This is a genomic window from Massilia sp. S19_KUP03_FR1 (assembly GCF_036688685.1).
Classification (GTDB): domain Bacteria; phylum Pseudomonadota; class Gammaproteobacteria; order Burkholderiales; family Burkholderiaceae_D; genus JALYUM01.
Map to the genome: position 1 here is coordinate 41,098 of NZ_JAQQPS010000016.1, position 26,407 is coordinate 67,504.

The window sequence follows — 26,407 nt, forward strand, 5'->3', positions numbered from 1 at the left end:
TCACCCCGGCGCAGGCCGGGGCCCATGCTGATTGCGCGCTTAACGCGAAACCAGGCGCTCCCAAACAGCCATGGTCGGCACCGCCTGGTTCATGCTATAAAAATGCAAACCCGGCGCGCCACCGGCTATCAGCCGTTCGCACAGCGCGGTCACCACATCGACGCCAAACGCCTTGATCGACGCCGAATCATCCCCGAAGCTGGCCAGTTTCAAACGCACCCAGCGTGGAATCTCCGCGCCGCACATGTCCGAAAACCGCATCAGCTGCGTGTAATTCGTGATCGGCATGATGCCGGCCACGATCGGCACATCCACACCCACCTTGCGCGCCGCGTCCCGGAACTGGAAATACGCGTCGGCATTGTAGAAATACTGGGTGATGGCGGCATTCGCCCCGGCCTGCACCTTGCGCGCAAAGTTCTGCAAGTCGTCCTGCGGGGAACGGGCCTGCGGGTGCACTTCCGGATACGCTGCCACCTCGATATGGAACCAGTCGCCCGTCTCGGCACGAATGAATTCCACCAGTTCGTTGGCGTAGCGCAGTTCGCCCGCGCCGCCGTAGCCGCTCGGTAAATCACCACGCAAGGCGACGATGCGCTTGATGCCCTGCTGCTTGAACTCCTGCAGGATGGTGCGAACCGAGGCACGCGTACCGCCCACGCACGAAAGGTGCGGTGCGGCGGCGTGGCCCTCGGCCTGGATTTCCAGGACGGTGTCGAGTGTGCCCTGCTGGGTGGTGCCGCCGGCGCCGAAGGTCACCGAAAAATACTTCGGGTGCAATGCCGCCAGCTTGGCGCGCGCAATGCGCAGTTTATCGACGCCTTCCGGCGTCTTGGGCGGGAAAAACTCGATGCTGAAATTAGCTGTTTCCATCTTTTCGCAGAAGTAAGGTCGACAGCGCCCACGAGATCACGCTGTACAAAATGGCGGCCAGGAATGCAGACCAGAAGCCGGCGACATGGAAACCATCGACCATCGTCGCCACCAGCCAGAACAGCAAGGCATTGATCACCAGCACAAACAGCCCCAGCGACAGGAAGGTCACAGGCAAGGTCAGCAGCACCAGCACCGGGCGGATCAGCGTGTTGACCAGCGCCAGCACCAGCGCGGCGATCAGCGCAGTGCCAATGTTGGTGACAGTGACGGAATGCATCAGGTAAGGCAGGGCCAGCAGGGCGGCGGCGTTGATCAGCCAGGTCAGGATCAGGCGCATCGAGTCTCTCGTAGGTTGTCGAAAAAATGATTAAAAAAAGGGCACGGCGTACCGTGCCCTGTCTCTGCTAATTAATAGCGGTAGTGGTCAGGCTTGTATGGGCCTTCCTTGCTGACCGAAATGTAGGCGGCTTGTTCTTCCGTCAGTTCGGTCAGTTGCGCATTGAGCTTTTTGAGCTGCAGGCGGGCGACTTTTTCGTCCAGGTGTTTTGGCAGCACGTACACGCCAACCGGGTAATTCGCCGTGTTGGCGAACAGTTCGATCTGGGCGATCACCTGGTTCGCGAAAGACGAGCTCATCACGTACGACGGGTGACCCGTGCCGCAACCCAGGTTCACCAGGCGGCCTTCGGCCAGCAGGATGATGCGCTTGCCGCTTGGGAAAATGACGTGGTCGACCTGTGGCTTGATGTTTTCCCACTGGTATTTCTTGATCGCAGCGATATCGATTTCGTTGTCGAAGTGACCGATGTTGCAGACGATGGCCTGGTCCTTCATGGCCAGCATATGGGCTTCGGTCAGGATGTGATAGTTGCCGGTGCAAGTGACGAAGATGTCGCCGTGTTCGGCGGCGTAATCCATGGTGACGACGCGGTAGCCTTCCATCGCGGCCTGCAAGGCGCAGATCGGGTCGATTTCGGTGACCCATACTTGCGCCGACAGGGCGCGCATGGCTTGCGCCGAACCTTTGCCCACATCGCCATAACCGGCGATGACGGCAACTTTACCGGCGATCATCACGTCGGTGGCGCGCTTGATGCCGTCGACCAGCGATTCGCGGCAACCGTACAGGTTGTCGAATTTCGACTTGGTGACGGAGTCGTTGACGTTAATGGCCGGGAACGACAGCTTGCCGTCCTTGTGCATCTGGTACAGGCGGTGCACGCCGGTGGTGGTCTCTTCGGTGACGCCGAGGATGTGCGGCAGGCGCTTCGAGTACCAGTTAGCATCGACGGCCAGGTGCGCCTTGATCGAGTTGAACAGGCAGACTTCTTCGTCCGAACCCGGCTTGTCCAGCACCGAGATATCGGTCTCGGCGCGCTGGCCCAGGTGCAGCAACAGGGTGGCGTCGCCGCCGTCGTCGAGAATCATGTTCGAATACACCGGGCCCGATGCATCGGCTGGCCATTCAAAGATGCGGTGGGTGTAGTCCCAGTATTCATCGAGGGTTTCGCCCTTGACGGCGAACACTGGCGTGCCGGCAGCAGCGATAGCGGCAGCGGCGTGGTCCTGCGTCGAATAGATGTTGCACGAAGCCCAGCGGACCTTGGCGCCCAGCGCTTCGAGCGTCTGGATCAGCACGGCGGTCTGAATGGTCATGTGGATCGAACCGGTGATACGGGCGCCCTTCAATGGCTGGGCGGCGGCGTATTCTTCACGGATCATCATCAGGCCCGGCATCTCGGTTTCAGCGATGCGGATTTCCTTGTCGCCCCAGGCGGCCAGGGAAATGTCGGCGATGTGGTAGTCGTTGGTTACAGCGTGCGGGGTTTGGAAAACGGCGTTCATCACGCCCTCCTTTCAATGGTTGAAAAAGGTACGTGAGCGCAGTGTTGATGTCCGAGCCTGGCGAATGAATTCGTCGCAGCGCTCCCCGGAAGCATCGAGTTTATCACGGATTATTCGCCGGCTTACTCAACAAATAGCGCCAGGTCGCGTCCGCTGACCGCTGCGAGCCCTCCGTAGTCAGCCGCATAGATGCGTAAAATATAATTCCCAGGTGCAAGAGAAGCAACTTTCCAGCTGCCGGCCGTGGCCACGCCATTCTTCAGAGTGTTGTTGATGACATAGGCGAAATGGGTGGCGCGGCTGCCGTACGCGGGGATGCCGCTGTTGGCAGCGTACAACAATTTGACGGCTTCGCGCTCGCGTGGCAAGCGGTCATAGACTTGCGTGATCAAGGGCTGGTCAAACCCGGGCAAGGGCGTGCCGTCTTCGTGCAGCAATTGGTAGCCCAGCTTGTAAATGCCCAGGCGGCGGCGCGCCAGGTTGCCGTCCATCTGGTCCCAGGCATCGGCCACGATGGACAGGTCACCTTCGCCGCGCGGCACCAGCAGGCGGCCTTTCTCCTTTTTCACCAGGCGCCGGCCGCTGGCATTGTCGTACAGGGCAATGCTGTTAATCTGCGGCGGCACGGTGTCGACCAGGCCCACAAACGGCAAGGTCATCGGGTTCGTGCTCGGGCCGCCCGGGTAGTAATCGAGGTGCACGTGCGACATCGCGTTGACGGTGCCGAGCGCCTCGCCGGCGTCGAAGCGGGTGCCGCGCGGTACCCGCACGCGCTCGGGCTTGCCCTTGGCGCCGCGCAGCACGATGAAGCGCGGATCGAGCGCGCGGCCGTCCGGCTCACGCCCCACGCGCATGTGCACGTACGATAGCGCGCCGATGGTCAAGCCTTCGGTAAGCGAGCCAAAACCCCAGTTGGCGTAGGGGTCGGTGACCTTGGCCGTGGTCACGGCCAGCACGTGTTCACCAATGTCGGCGCGCACATCCAGCCCGCCATGAAAATGGTCGCGCGCTTCGCCGTCGTAGCTGCCGCGCACTTCGCCCATCAAGCCCACCACTTCATGGCTGCCGAACTGGGGCGCGATCGGCCATGGCATCAAGCCCTTGACGGGCGGCTGGACTGCGGCGGCAAGCTGCGGCGGTGGCGGCGCCCCATTTTTGGGCGCAAACAGGCGCTGGACGCGCAGCGCCTGGGCGTCGGCCACCAGCAGGGTGCCGTCCGGCTCGACGGCGATGCCGCGCGGACCGAACAGGCGCAATGCACGGTCGTCGCTGATGGCGTCGATATTGTCGAGCGCACGGTAGGTGCCGTCTTTGGCAAACTGCAGGATGCGGCCACCGCTGCTGGCGCTCACGTACAACACGCCATCATGGGTCACGGTAATGCCGACCGGCCGTTTTAATAGCGGCCGGCGCTCGCCCTCGGCTGGCGCAGCCAGGGTCGAGACCAGGCCTGTCGGCGCAATGGCACGCACCGCGTCGTTGCCGGTGTCGGCGATGTACAGCGTGCCATCTTTCGCCACCGCGACGCCGCTGGGGGTGTCGAAGGCGGCGGTGCTGGCGGCGCCGTCGGCGTCGCCCGGGGCGCCATTGCCCGCCACCGTGGTCACCGTGCCATCGGGCGCGATACGGCGGATGCGGTCGTTATAGGTATCGGCAACGAACACATTGCCGGCCTTGTCGAGCGCCAGGCCAACCGGTCCGTTGAACTGGGCAGCGCTGCCGGTGCCGTCCAGGTAACCGGCGTGGCCGCTGCCGGCCAGCGTGCTCACCACGCCAGCGGGCGTGATTTTGCGGATCGTGTGGTTGCCCGTGTCGGCCACGTACAGGTTGCCGCGCCGGTCGAACGCCAGCGCCGACGGCGTGTCGAACCCGGTGGCGAAGGTGGAAACAATGCCCTCGGGCGTGACGCGGCGAATGCGGTCGCCGTCGGCCACCAGCACGTTGCCGAGCAGGTCGATGGCGACCCCGAACGGATCGCTGAACTGGCTGGCCGCCGCGGCGCCGTCGATGGTGCCGGCCACGCCGCTGCCGGCCAGCGGCGCCAGGCGCGCCTGCCAGTCGATTTTGGTGGGTGCGTCGGCCTGGCGCAGCACGGCCACGTGGCCAGGTCTGGCGACGCGCGCCGTCGTGCCGATCCAACCCGAAAAATACAGCAGGGTACCTATCCCCGCGATGCCCACCGAGGCAGCTGCCAATAATGTTCGTTTCACCTGAAGCGCCTGCCTGAGTTACCCAAGCCGTCAGCTTAGCAAAACGTTGCCCGATCTGCAGTTCAGCGTCACATGCGCTCGAACTGTTTTACGCGCCAGTCGGTCAGGATGGCGGTCAAGGTGTCGGCTGGCAGCGCCGGGTAGCGCAGCGCGGCGAAGCGCACCCAGCTATCGCGGTAGGCCAGCCACAGGCGCTGGGCAGCGCGCACGTCGCGCTTGGTGACGGTGCTTCCCGCCAGCTGGTCCGGCTGCGCCGGGTCTGTCGCCGGTGCGCTCATCAGCCTTTTGTAGGCGCGATTGAGTTCGGCATCGACCACGGTGAGCGGCTGCGGCGCCGCCTTGAACGTCCCTTTTTCGAAAGCGTACAAGTGTTCGCGCAGCCATTCCTTTTCGCGCGCCTCGGCCTGCACGACCAGCATGCCGCGCGCCGTCCCTGACACGTCGGTTTCGTCACCGCGGGCTTTGGCAAAGGCGTTGGTGGCCGCAACGAGCTGGTCGAATGCGGCCACCTGCGCCTTTGGCAGCTGGGTCCGCAAGCGGGCAATATAGGCGTTGCGGATTTTATCAGCCTGGCCATCGCCGATACTGGCGCAGATGCCCATCATGTATCCGCTGGTGATATCGTCGCACTGATCGTACGACGTGCCGGGCGGGCTGGTTTGCAATGCCTGCAAATGTTCGATCCGGCCCTGCACTTCCATGTACGCGCCGCCGGCGCGGCAGGCGTACAGGGTCGCCACATCGAGATTGCGCACGACACCCAGTCCATTCGCGTACAACATTGCCAATACGCCGTTGTCGCTGGCCGCGACGGCGCACGCCCGCACGCCGCTCCACTCGGCCGCGCTGGTGGCCGCTTGCCCTCGCTTGGTATAGTAGTCGAACGCCTTGCAGGACGCCGGCGCGGCTGTTGCTGCAGTCGGCTGGGCGTTTTTCACGCGCAGGCATTCTTGGTACCACGGCGTCTTCGGATCGACGGCGCTGCCGAAGCCTTCGGTATTCGGATACGGCGTGGCCGCGTGCGCCGTGCCGGCCAGTCCCACTACCAAAGCAAGTACTGCCTGATTCAACGTTGCCATCTAGCCTCCTGTGCAAGAGCCCGATTGTAGACCGCTGGCGAAGCTTGAATGGTTCCCGAGGAGAAACTAAAAATGCGCAAACAACGCATCGCCTTGCCAGCCGCCAGCCGTGGCTGACGCGCCACGGGTACCGTTTCGTGAAGGCCAAATAAAAAACCGGCGCCGCCACAAGGGCGCGCGCCGGTTCTTCCTGACTGCGGACCGGGATTACTTCAGGCCGGCTGCCTCGCGCAGGATCGCGGCCTTGTCGGTGCGTTCCCACGTGAATTCCGGCTCTTCGCGGCCGAAGTGGCCGTAGGCGGCGGTTTTCTGGTAAATCGGGCGCAACAGGTCGAGCATTTGCACGATGCCTTTCGGACGCAAGTCGAAATGCGCCATCACCAGCTCGGCGATTTTCTCGTCCGGAATCACGCCGGTACCTTCGGTGTAGACGGTAATGTTGATCGGACGCGCCACGCCGATGGCGTAGCTGACCTGCACCTGGCACTGGCGCGCGAGACCCGCAGCCACCACGTTTTTGGCGACGTAACGGGCGGCATACGCTGCCGAACGGTCGACCTTGGTAGGATCCTTGCCCGAAAACGCGCCGCCGCCGTGCGGTGCTGCGCCGCCGTAGGTGTCGACAATGATTTTACGGCCGGTCAGGCCGCAATCGCCCTGTGGGCCGCCGATGACGAAACGGCCGGTCGGGTTGACCAGGTATTTCGTGTTGGTCAGCCATTCGCGCGGCAGGACTTGTTTGATGATTTCCTCGATCACCGCTTCTTCGATCTGCGAGTGGCTCACTTCCGGTGCGTGCTGGGTCGAGAGCACGACGGTGTCGACCGAGACCGGGCGGCCATCGACGTAGCGCAGCGTGACTTGCGATTTGGCATCCGGGCGCAGCCATGGCAAGCGGCCATCCTTGCGCAGTTGCGACTGGCGCTCGACCAGGCGGTGCGCGTAGTGAATCGCAGCCGGCATGAGTTCCGCCGTTTCGTCGCAGGCATAACCGAACATCAAGCCCTGGTCGCCCGCGCCCTGATCGAGGTCGATGCCGGCGCCTTCGTTAACGCCCTGGGCGATGTCAGGCGACTGCTTGTCATAGCAGACCATGACCGCACAACCTTTGTAGTCGATACCGAAGTCGGTATTGTCGTAGCCAATGCGGCGGATGGTTTCGCGCGCGACCTGGATGTAGTCGACATTGGCGAAGGTGGTGATTTCACCAGCCAGAACCACGAGACCGGTATTGCACAAGGTCTCGGCTGCAACGCGCGCACGCGGGTCCTGCTCGAGGATGGCATCGAGGATCGCGTCGGAAATCTGGTCCGCGACTTTGTCGGGGTGGCCTTCCGAGACGGATTCGGAAGTAAAGAGGTAATCGTTCGACATCTGGAGCTCCTGTTACTGATCTAGAAAGGGTTTCTGTCGCAGTAGCACATGCTCCGCGACGCTTTAGCGACATTTATATTCCGCTTCGCAAGTTGTCTATTAACTCGGCGGATCCTGCATTCAGTGGTATTTTACGCTCCTTACGAAATTTTGCGCAGGCAACACGCTTGTTCACGAACTCAGGTTGGTTTTATGTTAGTTCTTCTCTTCCGTTTTTTATCAATCTTTCCCCTGCGTCAATTGCACTCCCTGGGTGCCGGACTGGGCTGGCTGGTGTATGCCGTCTCTCCCTCGCACCGCAAGCGGCTGCGCGACAATCTGGAGAACGCCGGCTATGGCGAGCACCTCCACGCGGCCATTGCCGAAGCCGGTAAAGCGATCGTCGAACTGGCCTTTGTCTGGTGCGCCAAACCGGCGCGGGTGGCCCGCCACGCCACGGTGGAAAACTGGGAACACGTGCAAGCTGCGCTCGACGCCGGCCGTGGCATTGTATTTTTAACGCCACACTTGGGCTGCTTCGAGATGACGGCCCAGCAAATCGCACTGCACACGCCCCTGACCGTCATGTACCGCCCGCCGCGCCAGGCTGCGCTCAAACCGCTGGTGGAAGGCGCGCGCGCGCGCCACAACCTGCACCTGGCACCGGCCAACATGTCCGGCGTGCGCATCCTGGCCAAGACACTGCGCCGCGGCGAACCGATCGGCGTGCTGCCGGACCAGGTGCCGCAGGAAGGCGAAGGCGTCTGGGCGCCGTTCTTCGGCCGCTCCGCCTATTCGATGACCTTGCCGGCCAAGCTGGCGACCATGGCCAAGGCGGAAGTGATCCTGGTCTACGCCGAGCGCTTGCCGAACGGCCGCGGCTTCGTCGTCCGCTTCGTGCCATTCGAAGGCACGCTGGCGGGCGACGCTGCGGCCCAGGCCACTGCCATCAACCGCGCCATGGAACAATTGATCGCCCGTTGCCCGGCGCAGTATTTCTGGAGCTACAACCGCTATAAGAAACCGCACGGCGTCGCGGCCCCCGAAGCGCAACAGGCGGGCGCATGAGGGTCCTGCTGTTCTTCCTGTGGCTGGCGCACTTCCTGCCGTTGCCAATTCTGGGACGCATCGGCAATGCCATCGGCAGCCTGATGTATTACGCGATCCCGAAGCGGCGCAAGATTGCGCTGATCAACCTGCGCCTGTGCATGCCAGAACTGTCGGAACAAGAACGGGTGGCGCTGGCGCGGCGTCACTTCCAGGCTTATTCGCGCAGCATCGTCGAACGCTGCCTGATCTGGTGGCTGCCGATTCCGCGCATGTACGACCTGATCCATATCGACGGCGAGGTGCCGGAAGCGCTGATGAAAAGTGGCCCGACCATCCTGTTTTGCCCGCACTTCGTTTGCCTCGACGTGGGTGGCGTGGCGGCGCGCGTGATGCCGCTGTCGAGCATGTATGCGCAACAAAAGAATAAAGCCTTCGACGCCATGATGCGCTACGGCCGCGAACGCTACGGCCCGGTGCGCCTGTTCACGCGCGAGCAAGGCATCAAGCCGATCCTGCGCGCGCTGCGCGAAGGCCTCCCCTATTTCATGTTGCCGGACATGGATTTCGGCGCAAAAGATGCGGCCTTTGTCCCCTTCTTTGGCGTCGAAGCCGCGACGCTGACGGCGATGGGACGCATTGCCGCCACGACCGGCGCCAGGGTGATTCCGGTGGTCGCCACTTTCTTGCCGGACTACAAAGGATATAAGGTAAAGTTCTATCCACCACTGGAAGATTTCCCCGGCACCGACATGGTGGCGGCCGCGCGCCGCATGAATGCATTCATCGAGGACCGCGTGCGCGAAACGCCGGCCGAATATTTGTGGACCCATAAACGCTTCAAGACGCGACCGCCGGGTGAACCATCCCTGTACGATGGCTTATAAATTATGAACCTTAAATTCACCAAGATGCACGGCGCCGGCAACGATTTCATCGTCATCGATGCCACCCGAACCCCCGCCGATTTCACGCCCCAACAGTGGGCGCAGCTGGCCGACCGCCGCTTCGGCATTGGCGCAGACCAGATCCTGGTGGTGGAGCAGCCGACGGTTGCCGGCGCCGATTTCCGCTACCGCATCTATAACAATGACGGCGGCGAAGTCGAGCAATGCGGCAATGGTGCGCGCGCCTTTGCCCGCTTCGTGCGCGACCAGGGCCTCTCGACGGCTGACACCATTCGGGTGCAAACCATGGCGGGCATCATCGCGCCGCGCCTGGAAAGCGATGGCAGTATCACCGTGGACATGGGCGCACCGGTGCTCGATCCGGTCGCCGTGCCGTTCGACGCGGCCGGACTGGATGGCGTGGCGCAGGGTGTGGACAGGTTGTGGCCATTACAGATCGGCCCTGATGTTGTCCTGTTTTCCGTCGTGTCGATGGGCAATCCGCATGCGGTGCAAGTTGTCGACGATGTCGACACTGCGCCGGTGGAAGCGACGGGTGCGCTGATCGAAACGCATGTGCGTTTCCCGCGCCGGGTTAATGCGGGCTTCATGCAGATTGTGGATCGCCAGCAAATCAAGCTGCGGGTATTTGAACGCGGCGCTGGTGAGACGCTCGCCTGCGGCACTGGCGCGTGCGCGGCAGTGGTGGCCGGCATCCGCCGCGGCTTGCTCGACTCGCCGGTAAAAGTCGCCGCGCGCGGTGGCAATTTGTCGATTGCGTGGGCCGGCCCCGGGCATCCGGTCTATCTGAGCGGTCCCGCCGTCACGGTGTTCAAAGGTGAAATCACGCTTTAGACGACGGCAGGCGATGCACCGATTGTTCGTCGCTCGCCCCGCTGAAAAAGCAGGTGAGTACGGTTGTTGGATGCCTTACGCCGCCATGTCGAGTTCGGCCGCAGCTTCCGGAATGGAGGTGCGCAGGCGATACAGGCGCTGGCGATAATTTCCTTCGGGGCCAGTCGGGCCGGTATCGATATTGCCAAACACGCTGAGAATCTGGTCGAAGCGCTGACGCTGCACCGGGTTGATTTGCACCAGGCGGCGCTTGCTGCGGCCGTAGCTGGCGCGGATATCGACCACCAGGCAGTGGCCACGGTCGGCCGCCTTGATATCCAACAGTAACGCTTCGGCACGCGTCAGCTGGAACAGGGCGGCCAGTGCCAGACGCGCCGCCAGCAAGGGTTGCACGGTCGACAGATCGCGCCGCGCCGCCAGCGCACCGGTTTCAGTGAATAGCGGACCGTCGCAGCGCGGGGCGATCTTGTCGAGCATGGCCGTGGCCTGGTCGCACCCTTGGGCGGCGGCTTTTTGCAGCCAGAACACGGCCAATACGTCGTTGCCCGCATGGTCGCGCCGTGCGCGCCAGGCCAGGTTGCCGCATTCAAACTGCGCTTCGCGATAACCCATGACGGCGGCGCGCTCCAGGAAACCCTGGGCATCGGCGATATTGCGCTGCGAAAATTCCGGCTTCATATAGATACGCGACAGGGCGAACCAGGCTTGCGCCAGGCCCTGCTCGCCCGCCTGCTCCAGCCAGCGGATGGCTTTTTTGAAGTTGGCGGCGCCGGCCAGCGCGTCGTCGCGGCGGCCGTCGACACCCATGCGCGCCCACCACAAACCGAGCGCCAGTTGGGCATGTGCGTCCTGCTCGGTAGCAGCCAGTTCCCACAGGCGGTGTACTTCGTCGGGGCCGGTGCTGCCGGCAGCGTCGACGGCGACACCCTCGGACAGCAGGCGCGCGCAGCGCGACACCATGGTCACCTCGGCCGGGGCCAGACGCGGCGCGGCCCGGCCCAGCTTGTGCGCCGCTTCCAGCAACGCGCGCGCCGCCGGCAGGCTGCGCGCCAGATACAGGGGCCATTCCTGTGCAGCCCACGCCTCTTCGAACAGCGCAAAACGAGCCTCGGCCACGCCACTCTCGGCGGCGCGCTGCAGCCAGGGACTGGCTGCGCTGGCGGCGGGCGCCACGGCAGTACCGGCGCCGGGCGCCACGGCGGCATGGGCCTGGCGCTGCGCCAGCATCCACTGGGCCTCGGGAAATCCGGCTTGCGCGGCAGTCTCGAGCGCGCGCACCACATCGCTGGCGTCGGCGCCGCTGGGCGCGGCCGGGCAGCGCGGCCCCAACGCGAGCTGGGCATAGACCAGGCCCGCGCGCGCTACGCCGGCGCGCCAGGCCCGTTCGTACCACTGCAATACCGGACCGGGACTCTGGCGCGCCAGTTCCAGCGGTACATGGTTACCGATGAGTTCCCACGCCGATGCGCAATCCTGGCGCGCCGCGCGATCGAGCCAATGCAGCGCAGTGGGCAAACTGCGCGGCAATCCGGAACTGCCGAACAAATAGCGTTCGCCCAATGTCAGCTGCGCCGCTGCATTGCCGGAACGTGCACCGCGGATGATCGCCAGCTCTTCTCGGTTAGCCATGATGGATTGTCAAAGTGAGTAGGAATGATACAACGGGGCAGCTACAGTTGCCAAGAAACAACACTAACGCTGCGTTGCGATGCTTTACGCACCGATGTGGGGCCAGTCTAAGCCAGCGCGCCGCGCAGGCCGGACGGAACGTGCCATCCTTTGATGCGGCGCAAGGTTGGTAACTGATACTCTGTGGCAACATCATCCATGTCTTGGTTTCGTTTTGGCACACTTTTGGTGCAGTGTTCGACCTTTAGTCACCAAAATACAACAGCCGAAAGCGAATTATTGGCTTTCGACTAAGAGCACCGTTCATAATTGACCAATCCGGTAATCTTGACGCAACAAGCATTTAAGGTTCACCTAACAGAGCATTCAGCAACGACTCGATGCCTCCCTGGGAATACTGATTCAATTTAAGGACATCACTACAATGAAAAAATCACTGTTGGCAGTAGCACTGCTGGGCGCATTCGCCGGCATCGCTCAAGCCCAATCCAACGTCCAGATCTACGGCACCATCGACGCAGGTTTCGTCAAACGCAGCGACCAGACCTTGGCCATTGGCAAGCGCGCTTCGAACACCCTGGGTTTCAAGGGCAGCGAAGACCTCGGCAACGGCCTGAAAGCCATCTTCCAACTGGAAATGCGCTACGAGCCAGACACGGGCACCGTCGAAACCAATGCTGCTGGCACTGCTCAGCGTCCATTGTTCCAGGGCCAATCGCGCGTCGGCCTGCAAGGTGATTTCGGTATGGTCCGCATCGGTCGCGGCCTGACCCCGATGCAGGAAACCATCATGGCCTTCGAGCCATTCCACGGCCTGCCATCGCCAGCCGGTTTCTATACCGACCTGAGCGTCGCTGGCTACACCTCGGATCCACTGAGCGCTACCGGTAACTCCGGCAACCGCTGGTCGAACGCCATTTGGTACAACACCCCGAATTTCAGCGGCTTCCAGTTCAACAGCGCCGTCGGCACCAAAGAAGCCAACAGTGGCCCGATCATCATCGGCCGCGGCACCGCCACGCTGCCGCAGTACGCTGCCAACGCGCAGGCCAGCAGCAACCCGTTCTCGCTGAACGGTACCTACAGCAACGGCCCGCTGGGCGCGATGCTGGCCTACGAACGTAACGCCGTCGAAACCAAAATGTACGTGGTTGGCGCATCGTTCCTGGTCATGCCGGAACTGAAACTGATGGGTACCTACACCCACCAGGACCGTGACCACACGGCTTCAGTGAACCCGGAAGTCAAAGCTTGGGTACTGGGCGCGAACTACACGATGGGTGCGGGCAAGCTGCTGGCCGGTTATGGCCGCAAAACACCTGACGGCCAGCCAGTGACCAAGCAAATGTCGCTCGGTTACGAGTACAGCCTGTCGAAGCGCACCTACATCTACCTCGATGCAGCACGTAAAGAAGCCGCCGTCGGCACCACGACCGTCTCGTCGACGGTCAACCACTACGACGTCGGTGTCAGCCACTCGTTCTGATTGTTGAAGCCGTAAGGTAGTCAAGAAGGGCGAATCCGGGCAACCGGGTTCGCCCTTCTTCATTGTGTGTCGTTGTTAATCGACAACGTATCATGCAACCGGCGATGAAGCCGCCGTTCTGGCTGTACAGCCCTGCGAATCGATGGCATATTCGCTTCAGCAGTGCATACAAAAAACAACGGAGACTTCATGAAAATTCGCACCCTCGCCGCGCTGATCGGCGCCGTATTCGCTTGCCCTGTTATGGCGCAATCGAACGTCACCATCTACGGTATCGCCGATGCCGGCGTCATGTTTCAAAAAGACGGCCCAACCCGCATTGCCAGCGGCATCGCCGATGGCTCGCGCATCGGCTTCAAAGGCACCGAGGACATGGGCAACGGCTACAAGGCCGTGTTCAACCTCGAAGCGCGGATCGAGCTCGATACCGGCACCCAGACCCCAGCACTGATCAACGACAACCAGGGCCTGTACCTGACCCGCGGCATGGGCGCCATTCCGGCCGCCGTCGTGCAGCGCCTGCGCAGCGCGTTCCAGGTGCCCGGCGCACCGGCCGTCAATCCCGAAAAGGCCCTGTTCGACCGCACCTCCATGGTGGGACTGATTACCCCGATGGGCGCGGTGCTGATTGGACGCATGTACACGCCAAGCTATGAAGTGTTCGCCGCCGCCGATGCGTTCGAATCGGGCACGGCCGGCACCTGGGGCGGCATCACCGGCGGCACCGCAGGCTTCACGGCGCTGGGCGCGGACATCCGCTCGCAAGAATCGATCCAGTACCGCATTTCCCTGCCCAACGGCCTGGGCGGTTCGCTGATGTACGGCGCCAAAAACTCGGGCTACCTGGGCCGCTACAACAAGTTCCGCGCCGGCGCGATGACCTATAAAGCCAACGCGTTCGACGTGGGCATTGGCTACAACCACGGCTACGACCAGCAGGACCGTCCAAGTCTGCGCACCATCACTGTCGGCGGCTCGTACACGCTGGACGCCTGGAAATTCTTTGCCGGCTACCATAGCCAGCGCAACACCCACTCCGTGCTGGTGGCCGATTACATTGCTGGCTGGGATGGCACCGTCGCGCCCTTGCTGGCCCCGCTCGGCGCACCCACCGCAGCTGCCCTGCGCAATGTCTTCGTCACCAATATCAATTTAAACACCCAGCAGGACTCCGCCAGTTACCAGCTCGGTCTGCACTATCGCATCGGCGCCGGACGCATCATGGCCTCGTATGCGCTCCAGGATGACCGCACCAGCTCGAACAGCGATGCCAAACTGTTCGCCCTCGGCTACGACTACAACCTGTCCAAGCGCACCGACATCTATACCGTCGTTGCGCAGATCAACAACCAGAACGACGGCCAGTACGCGCCGGGCACGGCCGGCGCGCCGGGAGGCTTCCTGAAAACGCCTGGCGACACCGGGCGCGCCCTGCAAGTCGGTATCCGCCACCGCTTCTGATCCATGAAAGACGCCCGCGGGCGTCTTTTTCGCGGATGGGGCCGTCCATGCACGGCCCCTCGGTTAAAATTGCAGTCACTTATTTAATCATGATTGCATCCGATGACCGCAACACTGGATTCCGCCACCGTCGCCGCCTATCTGGCCGACCATCCTGCTTTTTTTGACGAGCACGTGGCGCTGCTGGGGCAAGTCAAGCTGACCAGTCCGCTGACCGGCAAGACCGTGTCACTGCAAGAACGGCAGATGGAAGTGATGCGTTCAAAATATGCCGCACTCGAATTGCGCATGAGCGAGCTGACCCGCATCGCCGAAGACAACGCGGCCATCGCCAATCGTTTCCACGGCTGGACCCAGGATCTGTTGCGCGCCCACGACGCCGGCGACATGCCGCGCGCCCTGCTGGCCGGCCTGCAATCGAATTTCAATGTCCCACAAGCGACTTTGCGCCTGTGGGAAGTGGCCGACGGCCACAGCACCAACTGGTTCGCCCAGGGTGTCTCGGACGATGCCCGCATCTTCGCCAACAGCCTGCGCGCGCCCTACTGCGGCAGCAACCACGATTTTGAAGCCGTGCGCTGGCTCGAAGATGCGTCCGTCGTGCGCTCGACCGTGATCCTGCCACTGACGGCCGGCGGCCACGCCTTTGGCCTGCTGATCCTCGGCTCGCCCGATCCCGAGCGTTTTACGGGCGACATGGGCACCGACTTCCTGACCCATATCGGTGAAACCGCCAGCGTCGCGCTGGCCGGCCTGCGCAGCTGATGTCGAGCGAGCTGGACTGGCCCGCGCGCTACCTGGCGCAACTGGCCACCCAGCGCCGCCTGTCGCCCCATACCGTGGCGGCCTACCGCCGCGACCTGGCCGTGCTGGCGCGCCTGTGCGAGCCGGCCGCGATCGAGACGGTCGAGCACGCCATGATCCGCCGCTACGCCGCCAAATTGCACGGTGAAGGCATGTCGCCGCGCACCATTGCGCGCCTGCTGTCCGGCTGGCGTGGCTTTTTCGCTTATCTGGCCGAGCACGCTGGCCTGGCTGCCAACCCGGTCGACGGCGTGCGCGCCCCGCGCCGCGCCAAAGGTTTGCCGAAAGCCCTGTCGGTGGACGCCGCGGTGCAACTGATGACCGCCAACACCCATGGCCACCCCGAGCCGGCCGAACTGTGCAACCGCGCCATGTTTGAACTGTTGTATTCAAGTGGCCTGCGCGTGTCGGAACTGACCAGCCTGGACCTGGCCTGGACCGACGCCAAGTCGCTCAGCTGGTACGACTTGGCCGGCGGCGACGTCGTGGTCACCGGTAAAGGCAACAAGATGCGCCGGGTGCCGGTCGGTGCACCGGCCCGGGCGGCACTGGCCGCCTGGCTGGCCGTGCGCCCGCCGGCGCAGGACGGCAGCGCGGCGCTGTTTTTGACGGCGCGCGGCGCCCGCATGACGCCGCGCGCCGTCCAGCAGCGCCTGAAACAGCACGCGATCCTTTCCGGCAGCCCGGTGCACGTCCACCCGCACGTGCTGCGCCACTCGTTTGCGTCGCACCTGCTGCAGTCGTCGGGCGACTTGCGCGCCGTGCAGGAACTATTGGGCCACGCCAGCATCACCTCGACCCAGGTCTACACGGCGCTCGATTTCCAACATCTGGCCGCCGTTTACGACCAGGCGCACCCGCGCGCGAAAAGTAAATAACTACCCAGTACGCATGATTTGCATCAAGCCCACGCGGACGGGATGAAGCACGCTGTGAATTCCGGCATAATCGCTGGTTCTAAAAGCCGCGTTTGGCTTCACCCGATTTGACTGGCACTCCATGGCATTGATACCTAGCACCATCCTGACCGGCTTTCTTGGCGCCGGCAAAACCACGCTGCTCAACCGCATCCTGCACGAGCCGCATGGCTTGCGCATTGCGGTCATCGAAAACGAATTTGGCCAGGAAAACATCGACAACGAAATCCTGGTCCAGGACAGCAACGAACACATCATCGAGATGAACAACGGCTGCATCTGCTGCACCGTGCGCGGCGACCTGATCGTGGCGTTGACGAGCCTGGCGCAAAAACGCGACGCCGGCGAACTCGATTTCGACCATGTTGTCATCGAAACCACGGGTCTGGCCAATCCAGGCCCGGTGGCGCAGACGTTCTTTGTCGACGAAGGCGTTGGCGTGCATTACCTGCTCGACGCCGTGGTCACCGTGGTCGATGCGCGCCACGCCATGGCGCAACTGGACGAACACGAAGAAGCGCAGCGCCAGATTGGCTTTGCCGACAAGATCCTGCTGTCGAAAACCGACCTGGTCGACGCCGCACAACTGGCCGAGCTGACCGCTCGCCTGAAACGCATCAACCCGCGCGCGCCCATTTCCACCAGCAATTTCGGCGATGCTCCCATTTCCGACGTGCTCGACCTGCGCGGTTTCAATTTGAACGACAAGCTCGACCTCGACCCGGCATTCCTCACCGCCGACGAAGCGTACGCATCGGAACACGACCACGAACACGTGCACACCGAGTCGTGCGACCACGAACACGACAGCCACGACCACCACAGCAGCCACCACAGCGACGACATCGCCGCCTTCGTGTTCAAGAGCGACCGGCCATTCGACCCGCAGCGCCTCGATGAATTCCTGGGCAGCCTGGTCAATGTCTTCGGCCCGCGCATGCTGCGCTACAAGGGCGTGTTGCTGATGGAAGGAGCCGAACGCAAGGTCGTGTTCCAGGGTGTGCACCAGATTATGGGCAGCGACCTGGGCGCAAAATGGGCCGAACATGAGCAACGTGGCAGCAAGATGGTTTTTATTGGCAAGAATTTACCGAAAGACGTGTTTATCCGCGGTTTGGAGCAGTGTTTGGTATAAACTGTCCCGGTTTTGGAGAACCAAGCCAAGTGCCTTCGAGCAAGAACGCACTAGCAAAAGTACAGCAGCCCAGCCACCCAGTGCGATCCGGTGTTACTGCTGAGCTAACTGATAATATGGAAACCTCTGTCGCATCGAAGGTAAGTAAGTCATGACGAAAACTAGCAAATCGAACAGCGCTCCAGCTGAAGAGCAAATCATCTCGGAAGAACAAATCCGTGCGATGGGCGAGCAGGACTACATGAATGCGGCCCAACTGGCCTTCTTCAAGCAGCGCCTGCAGCAGCTCGAGAAAGACCTGTTGAAAAATGCCGGCGAAACCACCGAGCACTTGCGCGAGACCGTCCTCGTGCCGGACCCGGCCGACCGTGCCACCATCGAAGAAGAGCATGCGCTCGAACTGCGCACGCGTGACCGCGAGCGCAAGCTGCTGAAAAAAGTCCAGCAATCGATCGCGTCGATCGACGGCGGCGACTACGGCTGGTGCGAAGAAACGGGCGAGCCGATCGGCATCCCGCGCCTGATCGCACGCCCGACCGCCACGCTGTCGCTGGAAGCCCAGCAACGCCGCGAACTGAAACAAAAACTGTACGGCGACTGACGTTTTCACCGCCAGACACCGCGGACAGAAAAAGGCATGCGCTGCGGCGCGTGCTTTTTTTTGCGCTGCGCGTGCATGACGATGCGCGAGTACGACACATCTTATTGCTCATCGGCTACACTAGCGCTTCATTCTTGGCATAGCCGCCTGATTGACACGGCGCACGTGCGCGCACCGCGTTCTCAGTGCGGCTGTGCTAACGTCATATCCATTACCTATCTCGGCAGGTAGGGACAGGTTCTTAACACAACGCGACAGGACTAGCAGTGGGTCTTTTCTCCTTCTTTTCGAGAAAAAGTGACAACCCGGACAGCGCCATCGACACGGTGACGCGCACCGGTGAGTCCACGCGCCCCACGGCCGCCATCACCGAAGCCGACCGCGAGCGCCAGCGTGAAATTTCCCGCGCCACAGCAGCCAAAATCGATGCCATCGAAATGGAAATGGCATCCGACATCTTCAACCAGCCCGAGCCAGCCTGGGGCAGTCCGCAGCCGCACCACGTCGTCCAGCCGACCGGCGCCACGCTGACGCTGGGCGACCCAACCGGCATGCACTCCATATTCGACGCGCCACAAGCGGCGGTGGCGCCAGCCAGCGCCCCGGTCGAAGAGAGCGCCATCCTGTACGCCAACGGTCAGGAAGACGCGGCGCAAGGCATGCTGCTCGAGAGCCTGGCCGGCAGCGGCCGCAGCGAGCACCGCGTCTGGTGGATGTTGTTCGACCTGTACCAGGTGCAAGGCCGCGAAGAAGCCTTCAACAGCATGGCCATCGACTACGCCAGCAATTTCGAAACCTCGCCACCGGCCTACCAGCCGCGCGCCAGCGGTGCGGCTGGTGGCAGCGGCGTGGCGCCGACGGCCGTGCTGTCGGGCATGCTCGACGAGAGCAGCGTGCCGATGCTGGCGCGCCTGGTCGCCGCGCCGGCCAACAGCCCCGTGCTGCGCATCGAACTCGACCAGGTGCGCGCCGTCACCGATATCGGCTGCGCGCGCCTGCTGGCCACTTTGCAGGCTTTGCGCAAGCAAAAACGGCCACTGGTGGTGGCCGGCGCCGAAATACTGGCCAACCTGTTGCGCCCGGCCCTGATCGTCGGCGACACCACCATCGGCGCCTCACCCTGGCTGCTGCGCATCGAACTGCTGCAAATCCTGCACCAGGAAAAGGAGTTCGAAGAAGCGGCCATGGATTACTGTGTCACGTTCGAGGTCTCGCCGCCGTCGTTTGAGCCGGCCGACCACGTGGCCGGCGCCGCGCCCGCCAGCGGCGGCGCCGCAGCCGGTGACCACTTCATGCTGCCCGCCGTCATCGATGGCAACTGCGCCTTCCTGCTCACCGCGATCGGTGCCTACGGATCAAGTAACAATCCGGCCGTGCTCGATTGCGAGCGCCTGGTGCGCGTCGACTACGGCTGCGCCGCCTTGCTGGTGGAGAAATTGCGTGCGCTGCAACAAGAGAAGGTGCAAGTCGAACTGCGCAACCTGAATCACCTCGTCATGGAACTGCTGCGCCTGCTCGGCGGCGCTGACTGCGCACGCCTCTACCCGCACAAATATTAATTCCACATTTCGCTGGCTTGCAATTTGACGGTCCTGCCCCCAATTTTGAAGGGCTAGATTACAAATAGGGCAGATAAATGGAACAATTTCACGGTACGACCATCGTCACGGTCAGGCGCGGCGCAGAAGTCGCCCTCGGCGGCGATGGCCAGGTTACGCTCGGCAGCGTCGTCATGAAGGGCTCGGCCCGCAAAGTGCGCAAGCTCTACAACGGCAAGGTGCTGTGCGGTTTCGCCGGCGCCACCGCCGACGCCTTCACCCTGCTCGATCGCTTCGAAGGCAAGCTTGAAAAGCACCAGGGCAACCTGCTGCGCGCTTCGGTCGAACTGGCCAAGGACTGGCGCACCGACCGTATGCTGAGCAAACTCGAAGCCATGCTGCTGGTCGCCGACCGCGAAGTCACGCTCATCATCACAGGTAACGGCGATGTGCTGGAACCCGAAGACGGCATCGGCGCCATCGGTTCGGGCGGCATCTACGCCCAGTCGGCCGCCAAGGCCCTGCAGGAAAACACCGACTTGTCGCCGGCGGAAGTGGTCAAGAAAGCGCTGACCATCGCTGGCGAGCTGTGCATCTACACGAATATGTCCCACATCATTGAAACGCTGAGCGACGGAGCGAGCACATGAACATGACCCCACAGGAAATCGTTTCCGAACTCGACAAACACGTGGTTGGCCAGGCTAACGCCAAGCGCGCCGTGGCCATTGCGCTGCGCAACCGTTGGCGCCGCCAGCAGGTCGAAGAACCACTACGCCACGAAATCACGCCAAAAAACATCCTCATGATCGGCCCCACCGGCGTCGGCAAGACGGAAATCGCGCGCCGCTTGGCAAAATTGGCCGACGCGCCATTCATCAAGATCGAAGCGACCAAGTTCACCGAAGTGGGCTACGTCGGGCGCGACGTCGACACCATCATCCGCGACCTGATCGACATCGGCATCAAGCAAACCCGCGCCACCGAAATGAAAAAAGTGCGCCAGCGCGCCGAAGATGCAGCCGAAGACCGCATCATCGACATCCTGGTGCCGCCGGCGCGCGACTTCGGTTTCAATGTCAGCAGCGCCTCGAACGATGCCAAGGAAGGCGATACGACGCGCCAGACCTTCCGCAAGCGCCTGCGTGAAGGTGCGCTGGATGATCGCGAAGTTGAAATCGATGTGGCCGACGCCAATCCGCAGATGGAAATCATGGCCCCGCCCGGCATGGAAGAAATGACGGAGCAAATCAAGTCGATGTTCGCTGGCGCCAGCGCGGCCCGCAAGAAAGCCCGCAAAATGAAGATCAAGGATGCGATGAAGATCCTGATCGACGAAGAAGCGGCGAAATTGGTCAACGATGAAGAGTTGAAGCAGAAAGCGATCTTCAACGTTGAACAGAACGGCATCGTGTTCCTCGACGAAATCGACAAGATCGCCTCGCGCTCCGAACACGGCGGCGCCGAAGTCTCGCGCGCGGGCGTGCAGCGCGACCTGCTGCCGCTGGTGGAAGGCACCACGGTAAACACCAAGTACGGCATGATCAAGACCGATCACATCCTGTTCATTGCGTCCGGCGCGTTCCACCTGGCCAAGCCATCGGATTTGATTCCCGAACTGCAGGGCCGCTTCCCGATCCGCGTGGAACTCGAATCGCTGTCGATCGCCGACTTCGAATCGATTCTCACCGGCACGGACGCCTGTCTCACCAAGCAGTACGAGGCGCTGCTGGCCACCGAAGGCGTGACATTACAGTTCGCCCCGGACGGCATCACGCGCCTGGCCGAGATCGCGTTTTCCGTCAACGAGCGCACCGAAAACATTGGCGCGCGCCGCCTGTACACGGTGATGGAAAAACTGCTCGAGGAAATCTCGTTCACGGCGAGCGACGCCGGCAACAAGGAACTGGCCATCGACGGCGCTTACGTCAACAGCCGGCTCGACAAACTGTCCGAAAACGAGGACTTGTCGCGCTACGTGCTGTAATCATGGCAAACAAAAGCCTGGCCACACGGCAAAAAATGCGCTTGCGGATTGAACCGTCGCAGCAGGCGCTAAAACCACGCAACCCGGTTGCGCAGGCCGCCATGGCCCGCGCCGCCGGTTCGCACACGCCCGGCACGGGCGCGCAGCGCCAGGCTGCCAAGCAGGCTTTGAAGAAGGTGAAATTGGAGCCGGAAGAAGAGTAAAAGTGTGGCCGCCTGCGGACGCCATGGCGGCGTCCGCGATCAGGCCTTGCGACAGTGTCGCCCTCGCAGGCAGGCGTAGCCAATTGCTTGTGTGAAGTATCAAATCCCGGTACATTGAGGTGCGTTTTCCGATACCTTTCACTGTGCCGAGGCCTGTTTTGAGTTCCCCAGAGTTGATCATCGACGTGCTGCGCACGCAATTGCGCGCGGCTGGCATCACCTACCGCACCCTGGCCGAACGCATCGGCATGAGCGAATCGAGCGTCAAGCGCCTGTTCGGCCAGAAAGACATGGCGCTGTCGCGGCTGGCGCAGATTTGCCAGGCGGCCGGCATTGGCATGGACGACGTCCTGCGCCGCGCCACCGACGCCCGCCCCCAGGCCGACACCCTCACCCTGCCCCAGGAAAAGTCGCTAGTCAGCAAACCGCGCCTGCTGCTGGTCGCCATCTGCTGCCTGGGCCACTGGAGCCTCGAACAGGTGGTGGAAACGTATGCCTTGACGGAAGCCGAGTGCATCGGCTTTCTGGCCGAACTCGACCGGCTCGGCTTCATCGAACTCAAACCACTGAACCGCTACAGCCTGCGCATGTCGAATGCCTTCCGCTGGCTGCCGGACGGCCCGGTGCAGCATTTTTTCCGGGAGCACGCGGTGGAAGATTATTTCAGCGGTCGTTTCGATGGCGCCGGCGAAGCCTTGATGTGCCTGCCGGCGCAGTTGTCGCTGGCAAGTGCCCAGGAACTGAACCAGAAGATCGGCCAGTTGGCGGCCGACCTGGCGCGCCTGCACCGCCACGACAGGCGCCTGGGCGCGGGTGAGCGCGATGGCTACACCTTGTTGCTGGGATTCAGGTCGTGGGAGTTTGCCGCGTTCACGGCGCTGCGGCGCACATAACGCGGGCACCTGTTAGTCCTGGATCACTTCAACCTTCTGCCCGGCTCCGGCAAATTCGTGAAAAATATCATCGAGGTATGTTGCGAGTTCGTGTTCCAGCAAGTCCGACGGCACCACGACATCGTTCAGTTGAATCCGTTTCCCGAGCTCTGAACGGTAAACAATCCACCGCTTGTTTTCGCGTCGAACGTCAACATGAAAACGACCATAAATATTGAGCTTCATGTTGACCGCCGCGCCAGGAGGGATTGGGGTGCCGATCGTCAGTTTTACTGCGTCGAATTCCCGGTCGCCGGGGTCGCGAAATTGCGCGTCGGCGGCGGGCTTTGCACTTGCCCCGGCGGCACTGGCTGGCCCGGCACCGCGCCCGGGTTCGATGGCGACGGGCCCGATGGCGGCTGTTGCGGCGGCTGCCCCGTCATCATATTGGTCTGCTGCACCGCCCCGGGCGCCATCGATGGCTCGGCGCTCTGCCCCTGGGCGCCGCCTTGCGCCGCCGGCTGCGACGAGACCGGCGCCGTCAGCACTTCTCCCATCGGCGACGCAGCCTTGCTGTCGGGGGCCAGGTCGATGCGCTTGCTGATGCCGTTGTCCAGCAAGGTCACGTAGCGTGGATACACTTCGTTCAGGGTCACGCCAGGCGCCAGTTCACGGCCGATTTTGAGTGCCTTGGGCAAGCCGCCGTCGGCCACGATGATGGCCACGCCTTGCGCACCGGACGCGATCACGCCGGTCAGCACGTAATTGCTGACCACGGCGGTGGCGATCTGGCCGCCGAACAGGGTGGCGGCGGCATCGACGCTGGGCGGCTGCACCACGGCGAGCGGGGCGTTGGCCAGTGGCCGGCCAGGTGGCGGGTTCAGCTGCATCAGCCAGTAGGCAATCGACGCGGACAGGGCAACCAGCGCCAGCACAGTGGCCAGCAGGGGCAATCGTTTCATGGTCTTCCTCATTTAGCGCACCAGCTGGTTAATTTCGATGATCGGCATCAGCACCGCCAGCACGATCAGCAGCACGACTAAACCCATGGCCAGGATCAGCACGGGTTCCAGCAGGCCGGCGATGGTCAGCGTGCGCCGCTCCAGGTCTTGCTGCTGCGAATTGGCCGCGCGTTCCAGCATGGCCGGCAATTCGCCGGTAATCTCGCCGGCGCGGATCATGTGGACCAGCATCGGCGGAAAGTGTTTTTGCACGGACAGCGCGCGCGCCAGCGAGACGCCCTCGCGCACGCTGGCTGACGCTTCTTCGACCAGCTCGCGCATGGCCACGTTCGACAAGGTGTCGCGGCTGGTGTCGAGTGCGCGCAGGATCGGCACACCGGAACCAATCGTGATGGCCAGCGTGCTGGCAAAGCGCGCCGTATTCAGACTGCGCTCGAACTTGCCGTACACGGGCGCGGTCAGCAGCCAGGTATGCCAGCGGCGTTTCAGGTCCGGGTTGCGCAACGCGCGGCGCCAGGCGAGCCAGGCGGCGATCAGCACCGCCCCCACCATCAGGCCGTAGGCCTTCACGAAATTCGACAGCCCCAGCATCATGATGGTCAGCAAAGGCAGCTTCTGCTTGGTGTTGGCAAACACGGAAACGATCTGTGGCACCACGTAGGTCAGCAGGAAGATGACGATGGCAAACGCCACCACCGTCACGATGGCCGGATAGGTGAACGCCAGGCGCACTTTTTGTACGAGGGCATTCCTGCGCTCGATGTAGTCGGCCAGGCGTGTGAGCACGCGCGCCAGGTGACCGATCTGCTCGCCCGACGCGACCAGCGCGCGATAGATTTCGGCGAAGTCGCGCGGGTGGCGCGACAGCGAATCGGAGAAGGACGCGCCGCCCACCACTTCCGAGCGGATCGACGCGACCAGGTCGCGCACGTACGGGCGCTCAGCCTGCTCCAGCAAGGCAGAGAAGGCCTGCTCCAGTGGCAATCCCGCTTCCAGCAAGCTGGCCAACTGGCGCGTAAACAGCGCCAGCTCGACCTGCGACAGGCGCTCGCCGAAGCCGCGGGAACGGGTGGCGCCGGTGGCGTCGACCTGGTGCGCAATCGCATCGACGGTCAGTGGGACCAGGCCCTGCAGGCGCAGATCGGCCCGCGCGGCGCGCGCCGTATCGGCATTGACCACACCCTTGCGGGTGGCGCCGACGGTATCGACGGCTTCATAACGAAATGCCGGCATGGATTAATCTTTCGTGACGCGCAGCAGCTCGGCTTGCGTGGTGGTGCCATCGCGCAGCCAGCGTTCGCCGTCTTCGCGCATGGTCTTCATGCCGGTTTTCTGGGCCGCCGCGCGCACCTCCGCTTCCGATGCGCGGTTGTGGATCTGGGCGCGGATTTCCTCGGTCGTTTGCAGCATCTCGTACACGCCGACCCGGCCCTGGTAGCCGGTCATGCCGCACTTGTCGCAGCCGACCGCGTGGCTGTGCACGCCGTCGCTGCGCTTGCAGTACGGGCACAGTTTGCGCACCAGCCGCTGCGCCATCACGCCGAGCAGGGAGGACGACAGCAGGAACGGTTCAATGCCCATGTCGAGCAAACGCGTCACGGCCGCGGCGGCGTCGTTGGTGTGCAGGGTAGCCAGCACCAGGTGACCGGTCAGCGACGCCTGCACGGCAATCTGCGCCGTTTCCAGGTCGCGAATTTCGCCGATCATGATCACGTCCGGGTCCTGGCGCAAAATTGCGCGCAGGGCCTTGGCAAAGCTCATGTCGATGCGCGCGTTGACCTGGGTCTGGCCGACGCCGGCCAGGTCGTACTCGATCGGGTCTTCCACCGTCAGGATGTTGGTGGTGGTCGCATTTAAACGAGACAAGGCAGCGTAGAGCGTCGTGGTCTTGCCGGAACCGGTCGGACCGGTCACCAGCACGATGCCGTGCGGCTGGCTGATCAGGTTGTCGAACTGCGGCAGCAACTCGGCGCTCATGCCCAGATGCGACAGGTCGAGCTTGCCCGCTTCTTTATCCAGCAAACGCAGCACGGCGCGCTCGCCATGACCGGTCGGCAGGGTGGACACGCGCACGTCGACTGGCTTGCCGCCCACGCGCAGGGTGATGCGGCCATCCTGCGGCAGGCGTTTTTCGGCAATGTCGAGCTGCGCCATGATTTTAATACGCGAAATCAGCGAAGCATGAATCGCCTTGCGCGGCCGCACCACATCGCGCAAGGTGCCATCGATGCGAAAGCGCACCACCGAGGTCTGCTCGAACGGCTCGATGTGGATATCGGATGCGCCTTCGCGCAGCGACTGCGTCAGCAGCGCATTGATCATGCGGATAACGGGCGCATCGTCGGACGATTCCAGCAAGTCCTCGATGGCCGGCACGTCCTGCAGCAGCTTGGTCAGGTCGAGGTCGGCATCGAATTCGTCGGCCACCTGGGAGGCGTCGCCGCCCCCACCCGCGTAGGCGCCGGCAATGGCGGCCTCGAGTTCGGTGCGGTCCATGCGGCGCAGGGCAATGCGCCCGAAACGGCGCGAGACCTCGGCGATGGCGGCCGGGGCGGTGGCGCCGGAGACCCAGACTTCGATCGCCTGGGTGGCATCGTCGCCGGAGCGCGCCAGCACGCCGAAATCACGTGCAAAGGCGTAAGGCAACAAATTGTTCATGA

Annotated in this window: 25 protein-coding genes and 1 riboswitch; of the genes, 14 read left to right on the forward strand and 11 right to left on the reverse strand. The window is 62.9% G+C overall.

Annotated elements, in window-relative coordinates:
• Positions 1 to 39: 39 nt before the first annotated feature.
• From metF to metK, 6 genes are all read right to left on the reverse strand, one after another.
• Positions 40 to 873, reverse strand: coding sequence for a methylenetetrahydrofolate reductase [NAD(P)H] (gene metF, locus V6M87_RS17955; protein WP_332878020.1), 834 nt, complete (start codon positions 871 to 873; stop codon positions 40 to 42).
• A complete protein-coding gene (locus V6M87_RS17960; protein WP_332878021.1) occupies positions 860 to 1,213 on the reverse strand; it encodes a phage holin family protein in 354 nt (117 codons plus the stop codon). Before V6M87_RS17960 ends, metF begins: the two co-directional genes overlap by 14 nt.
• Before the next feature lie 71 nt (positions 1,214 to 1,284).
• A complete protein-coding gene (gene ahcY, locus V6M87_RS17965) occupies positions 1,285 to 2,721 on the reverse strand; it encodes an adenosylhomocysteinase (protein ID WP_332878022.1) in 1,437 nt (478 codons plus the stop codon).
• A gap of 27 nt (positions 2,722 to 2,748) precedes the next feature.
• Positions 2,749 to 2,814, reverse strand: a riboswitch (S-adenosyl-L-homocysteine riboswitch).
• Positions 2,815 to 2,843: 29 nt separating this feature from the next.
• Complete coding sequence (locus V6M87_RS17970; RefSeq protein WP_332878023.1) at positions 2,844 to 4,931, reverse strand: NHL repeat-containing protein; 2,088 nt, start codon at positions 4,929 to 4,931, stop codon at positions 2,844 to 2,846.
• A gap of 68 nt (positions 4,932 to 4,999) precedes the next feature.
• Positions 5,000 to 6,010 (reverse strand): lysozyme inhibitor LprI family protein, encoded by a 1,011-nt coding sequence (locus tag V6M87_RS17975; RefSeq protein WP_332878024.1) that lies wholly within the window; start codon positions 6,008 to 6,010, stop codon positions 5,000 to 5,002.
• A 207-nt stretch (positions 6,011 to 6,217) separates the two neighbouring features.
• A complete protein-coding gene (metK, locus tag V6M87_RS17980) occupies positions 6,218 to 7,384 on the reverse strand; it encodes a methionine adenosyltransferase (RefSeq protein WP_332878025.1) in 1,167 nt (388 codons plus the stop codon).
• A 192-nt stretch (positions 7,385 to 7,576) separates the two neighbouring features.
• On the opposite strand from metK, the gene V6M87_RS17985 reads away from it, so the two are divergent.
• The 3 genes from V6M87_RS17985 to dapF are packed head-to-tail and all read left to right on the forward strand — an operon-like array spanning position 7,577 to position 10,152.
• Positions 7,577 to 8,431 carry a lysophospholipid acyltransferase family protein gene (locus V6M87_RS17985; RefSeq protein WP_332878026.1) on the forward strand — a complete coding sequence of 285 codons (855 nt, stop codon included), beginning with the start codon at positions 7,577 to 7,579 and terminating at the stop codon, positions 8,429 to 8,431.
• On the forward strand, positions 8,428 to 9,297 hold the full coding sequence (locus tag V6M87_RS17990; protein WP_332878027.1) for a lysophospholipid acyltransferase family protein: 870 nt from the start codon (positions 8,428 to 8,430) through the stop codon (positions 9,295 to 9,297). Before V6M87_RS17985 ends, V6M87_RS17990 begins: the two co-directional genes overlap by 4 nt.
• Positions 9,298 to 9,300: 3 nt before the next feature.
• Positions 9,301 to 10,152: a diaminopimelate epimerase gene (gene dapF, locus V6M87_RS17995; protein ID WP_332878028.1), complete on the forward strand. Its 852-nt coding sequence runs from the start codon at positions 9,301 to 9,303 to the stop codon at positions 10,150 to 10,152.
• A 75-nt stretch (positions 10,153 to 10,227) separates the two neighbouring features.
• Here the strand turns inward: dapF and V6M87_RS18000 are convergent, their stop codons facing one another.
• The gene (locus V6M87_RS18000; RefSeq protein ID WP_332878029.1) at positions 10,228 to 11,781 is read right to left on the reverse strand and encodes a tetratricopeptide repeat protein; all 1,554 of its coding nucleotides are present in this window, start codon (positions 11,779 to 11,781) and stop codon (positions 10,228 to 10,230) included.
• A gap of 424 nt (positions 11,782 to 12,205) precedes the next feature.
• On the opposite strand from V6M87_RS18000, the gene V6M87_RS18005 reads away from it, so the two are divergent.
• From V6M87_RS18005 to V6M87_RS18055, 11 genes are all read left to right on the forward strand, one after another.
• Positions 12,206 to 13,267 carry a porin gene (locus V6M87_RS18005; protein ID WP_332878030.1) on the forward strand — a complete coding sequence of 354 codons (1,062 nt, stop codon included), beginning with the start codon at positions 12,206 to 12,208 and terminating at the stop codon, positions 13,265 to 13,267.
• Between the two features lie 189 nt (positions 13,268 to 13,456).
• Entirely contained in the window at positions 13,457 to 14,728 is a 1,272-nt protein-coding gene (locus V6M87_RS18010; protein WP_332878031.1) for a porin, read from the forward strand.
• 102 nt (positions 14,729 to 14,830) lie between these two features.
• Positions 14,831 to 15,493, forward strand: coding sequence for a DUF484 family protein (locus V6M87_RS18015; protein WP_332878032.1), 663 nt, complete (start codon positions 14,831 to 14,833; stop codon positions 15,491 to 15,493).
• Positions 15,493 to 16,410 carry a tyrosine recombinase XerC gene (locus V6M87_RS18020; RefSeq protein WP_332878033.1) on the forward strand — a complete coding sequence of 306 codons (918 nt, stop codon included), beginning with the start codon at positions 15,493 to 15,495 and terminating at the stop codon, positions 16,408 to 16,410. Before V6M87_RS18015 ends, V6M87_RS18020 begins: the two co-directional genes overlap by 1 nt.
• A 121-nt stretch (positions 16,411 to 16,531) precedes the next feature.
• Positions 16,532 to 17,584: a CobW family GTP-binding protein gene (locus V6M87_RS18025; RefSeq protein WP_332878034.1), complete on the forward strand. Its 1,053-nt coding sequence runs from the start codon at positions 16,532 to 16,534 to the stop codon at positions 17,582 to 17,584.
• A 151-nt stretch (positions 17,585 to 17,735) separates the two neighbouring features.
• Positions 17,736 to 18,185, forward strand: a complete 450-nt coding sequence (gene dksA, locus V6M87_RS18030; RefSeq protein ID WP_332878035.1) for an RNA polymerase-binding protein DksA — start codon at positions 17,736 to 17,738, stop codon at positions 18,183 to 18,185.
• A gap of 266 nt (positions 18,186 to 18,451) precedes the next feature.
• Complete coding sequence (locus V6M87_RS18035) at positions 18,452 to 19,744, forward strand: hypothetical protein (protein ID WP_332878036.1); 1,293 nt, start codon at positions 18,452 to 18,454, stop codon at positions 19,742 to 19,744.
• A gap of 77 nt (positions 19,745 to 19,821) precedes the next feature.
• Positions 19,822 to 20,373 carry an ATP-dependent protease subunit HslV gene (gene hslV / locus V6M87_RS18040; RefSeq protein ID WP_332878037.1) on the forward strand — a complete coding sequence of 184 codons (552 nt, stop codon included), beginning with the start codon at positions 19,822 to 19,824 and terminating at the stop codon, positions 20,371 to 20,373.
• Entirely contained in the window at positions 20,370 to 21,710 is a 1,341-nt protein-coding gene (gene hslU, locus V6M87_RS18045; protein ID WP_332878038.1) for an ATP-dependent protease ATPase subunit HslU, read from the forward strand. The genes hslV and hslU overlap by 4 nt, the downstream gene beginning before the upstream one ends.
• Positions 21,711 to 21,712: 2 nt before the next feature.
• Positions 21,713 to 21,913, forward strand: a complete 201-nt coding sequence (locus V6M87_RS18050) for a hypothetical protein (protein ID WP_332878039.1) — start codon at positions 21,713 to 21,715, stop codon at positions 21,911 to 21,913.
• Between the two features lie 158 nt (positions 21,914 to 22,071).
• Entirely contained in the window at positions 22,072 to 22,806 is a 735-nt protein-coding gene (locus V6M87_RS18055; RefSeq protein ID WP_332878040.1) for a helix-turn-helix domain-containing protein, read from the forward strand.
• 12 nt (positions 22,807 to 22,818) lie between these two features.
• Here V6M87_RS18055 and V6M87_RS18060 read toward each other — a convergent pair whose 3' ends face one another.
• The 4 genes from V6M87_RS18060 to gspE are packed head-to-tail and all read right to left on the reverse strand — an operon-like array spanning position 22,819 to position 26,405.
• Complete coding sequence (locus V6M87_RS18060) at positions 22,819 to 23,031, reverse strand: DUF7661 family protein (RefSeq protein WP_332878041.1); 213 nt, start codon at positions 23,029 to 23,031, stop codon at positions 22,819 to 22,821.
• Positions 23,032 to 23,075: 44 nt separating this feature from the next.
• Entirely contained in the window at positions 23,076 to 23,747 is a 672-nt protein-coding gene (locus tag V6M87_RS18065) for a type II secretion system protein N (protein ID WP_332878042.1), read from the reverse strand.
• A gap of 12 nt (positions 23,748 to 23,759) precedes the next feature.
• Positions 23,760 to 24,980, reverse strand: coding sequence for a type II secretion system inner membrane protein GspF (gspF, locus tag V6M87_RS18070; RefSeq protein ID WP_332878043.1), 1,221 nt, complete (start codon positions 24,978 to 24,980; stop codon positions 23,760 to 23,762).
• Between the two features lie 3 nt (positions 24,981 to 24,983).
• A complete protein-coding gene (gene gspE / locus V6M87_RS18075; protein WP_332878044.1) occupies positions 24,984 to 26,405 on the reverse strand; it encodes a type II secretion system ATPase GspE in 1,422 nt (473 codons plus the stop codon).
• Positions 26,406 to 26,407 lie beyond the last annotated feature (2 nt).

Excerpts from the sequence above, each read along its gene's own strand:
- gspF (WP_332878043.1), bottom strand. The coding sequence starts at position 24,980 with ATGCCGGCATTTCGTTATGAAGCCGTCGATACCGTCGGCGCCACCCGC.
- V6M87_RS18005 (WP_332878030.1), top strand. The coding sequence starts at position 12,206 with ATGAAAAAATCACTGTTGGCAGTAGCACTGCTGGGCGCATTCGCCGGC.
- gspE (WP_332878044.1), bottom strand. The coding sequence starts at position 26,405 with ATGAACAATTTGTTGCCTTACGCCTTTGCACGTGATTTCGGCGTGCTG.
- V6M87_RS18060 (WP_332878041.1), bottom strand. The coding sequence starts at position 23,031 with ATGAAGCTCAATATTTATGGTCGTTTTCATGTTGACGTTCGACGCGAA.
- V6M87_RS18025 (WP_332878034.1), top strand. The coding sequence starts at position 16,532 with ATGGCATTGATACCTAGCACCATCCTGACCGGCTTTCTTGGCGCCGGC.
- V6M87_RS18020 (WP_332878033.1), top strand. The coding sequence starts at position 15,493 with ATGTCGAGCGAGCTGGACTGGCCCGCGCGCTACCTGGCGCAACTGGCC.
- V6M87_RS18050 (WP_332878039.1), top strand. The coding sequence starts at position 21,713 with ATGGCAAACAAAAGCCTGGCCACACGGCAAAAAATGCGCTTGCGGATT.
- V6M87_RS18065 (WP_332878042.1), bottom strand. The coding sequence starts at position 23,747 with ATGAAACGATTGCCCCTGCTGGCCACTGTGCTGGCGCTGGTTGCCCTG.
- V6M87_RS18010 (WP_332878031.1), top strand. The coding sequence starts at position 13,457 with ATGAAAATTCGCACCCTCGCCGCGCTGATCGGCGCCGTATTCGCTTGC.
- V6M87_RS17990 (WP_332878027.1), top strand. The coding sequence starts at position 8,428 with ATGAGGGTCCTGCTGTTCTTCCTGTGGCTGGCGCACTTCCTGCCGTTG.
- V6M87_RS17985 (WP_332878026.1), top strand. The coding sequence starts at position 7,577 with ATGTTAGTTCTTCTCTTCCGTTTTTTATCAATCTTTCCCCTGCGTCAA.
- V6M87_RS17975 (WP_332878024.1), bottom strand. The coding sequence starts at position 6,010 with ATGGCAACGTTGAATCAGGCAGTACTTGCTTTGGTAGTGGGACTGGCC.
- dapF (WP_332878028.1), top strand. The coding sequence starts at position 9,301 with ATGAACCTTAAATTCACCAAGATGCACGGCGCCGGCAACGATTTCATC.
- hslV (WP_332878037.1), top strand. The coding sequence starts at position 19,822 with ATGGAACAATTTCACGGTACGACCATCGTCACGGTCAGGCGCGGCGCA.
- hslU (WP_332878038.1), top strand. The coding sequence starts at position 20,370 with ATGAACATGACCCCACAGGAAATCGTTTCCGAACTCGACAAACACGTG.
- V6M87_RS18000 (WP_332878029.1), bottom strand. The coding sequence starts at position 11,781 with ATGGCTAACCGAGAAGAGCTGGCGATCATCCGCGGTGCACGTTCCGGC.
- dksA (WP_332878035.1), top strand. The coding sequence starts at position 17,736 with ATGACGAAAACTAGCAAATCGAACAGCGCTCCAGCTGAAGAGCAAATC.
- V6M87_RS17960 (WP_332878021.1), bottom strand. The coding sequence starts at position 1,213 with ATGCGCCTGATCCTGACCTGGCTGATCAACGCCGCCGCCCTGCTGGCC.
- ahcY (WP_332878022.1), bottom strand. The coding sequence starts at position 2,721 with ATGAACGCCGTTTTCCAAACCCCGCACGCTGTAACCAACGACTACCAC.
- metF (WP_332878020.1), bottom strand. The coding sequence starts at position 873 with ATGGAAACAGCTAATTTCAGCATCGAGTTTTTCCCGCCCAAGACGCCG.
- metK (WP_332878025.1), bottom strand. The coding sequence starts at position 7,384 with ATGTCGAACGATTACCTCTTTACTTCCGAATCCGTCTCGGAAGGCCAC.
- V6M87_RS18015 (WP_332878032.1), top strand. The coding sequence starts at position 14,831 with ATGACCGCAACACTGGATTCCGCCACCGTCGCCGCCTATCTGGCCGAC.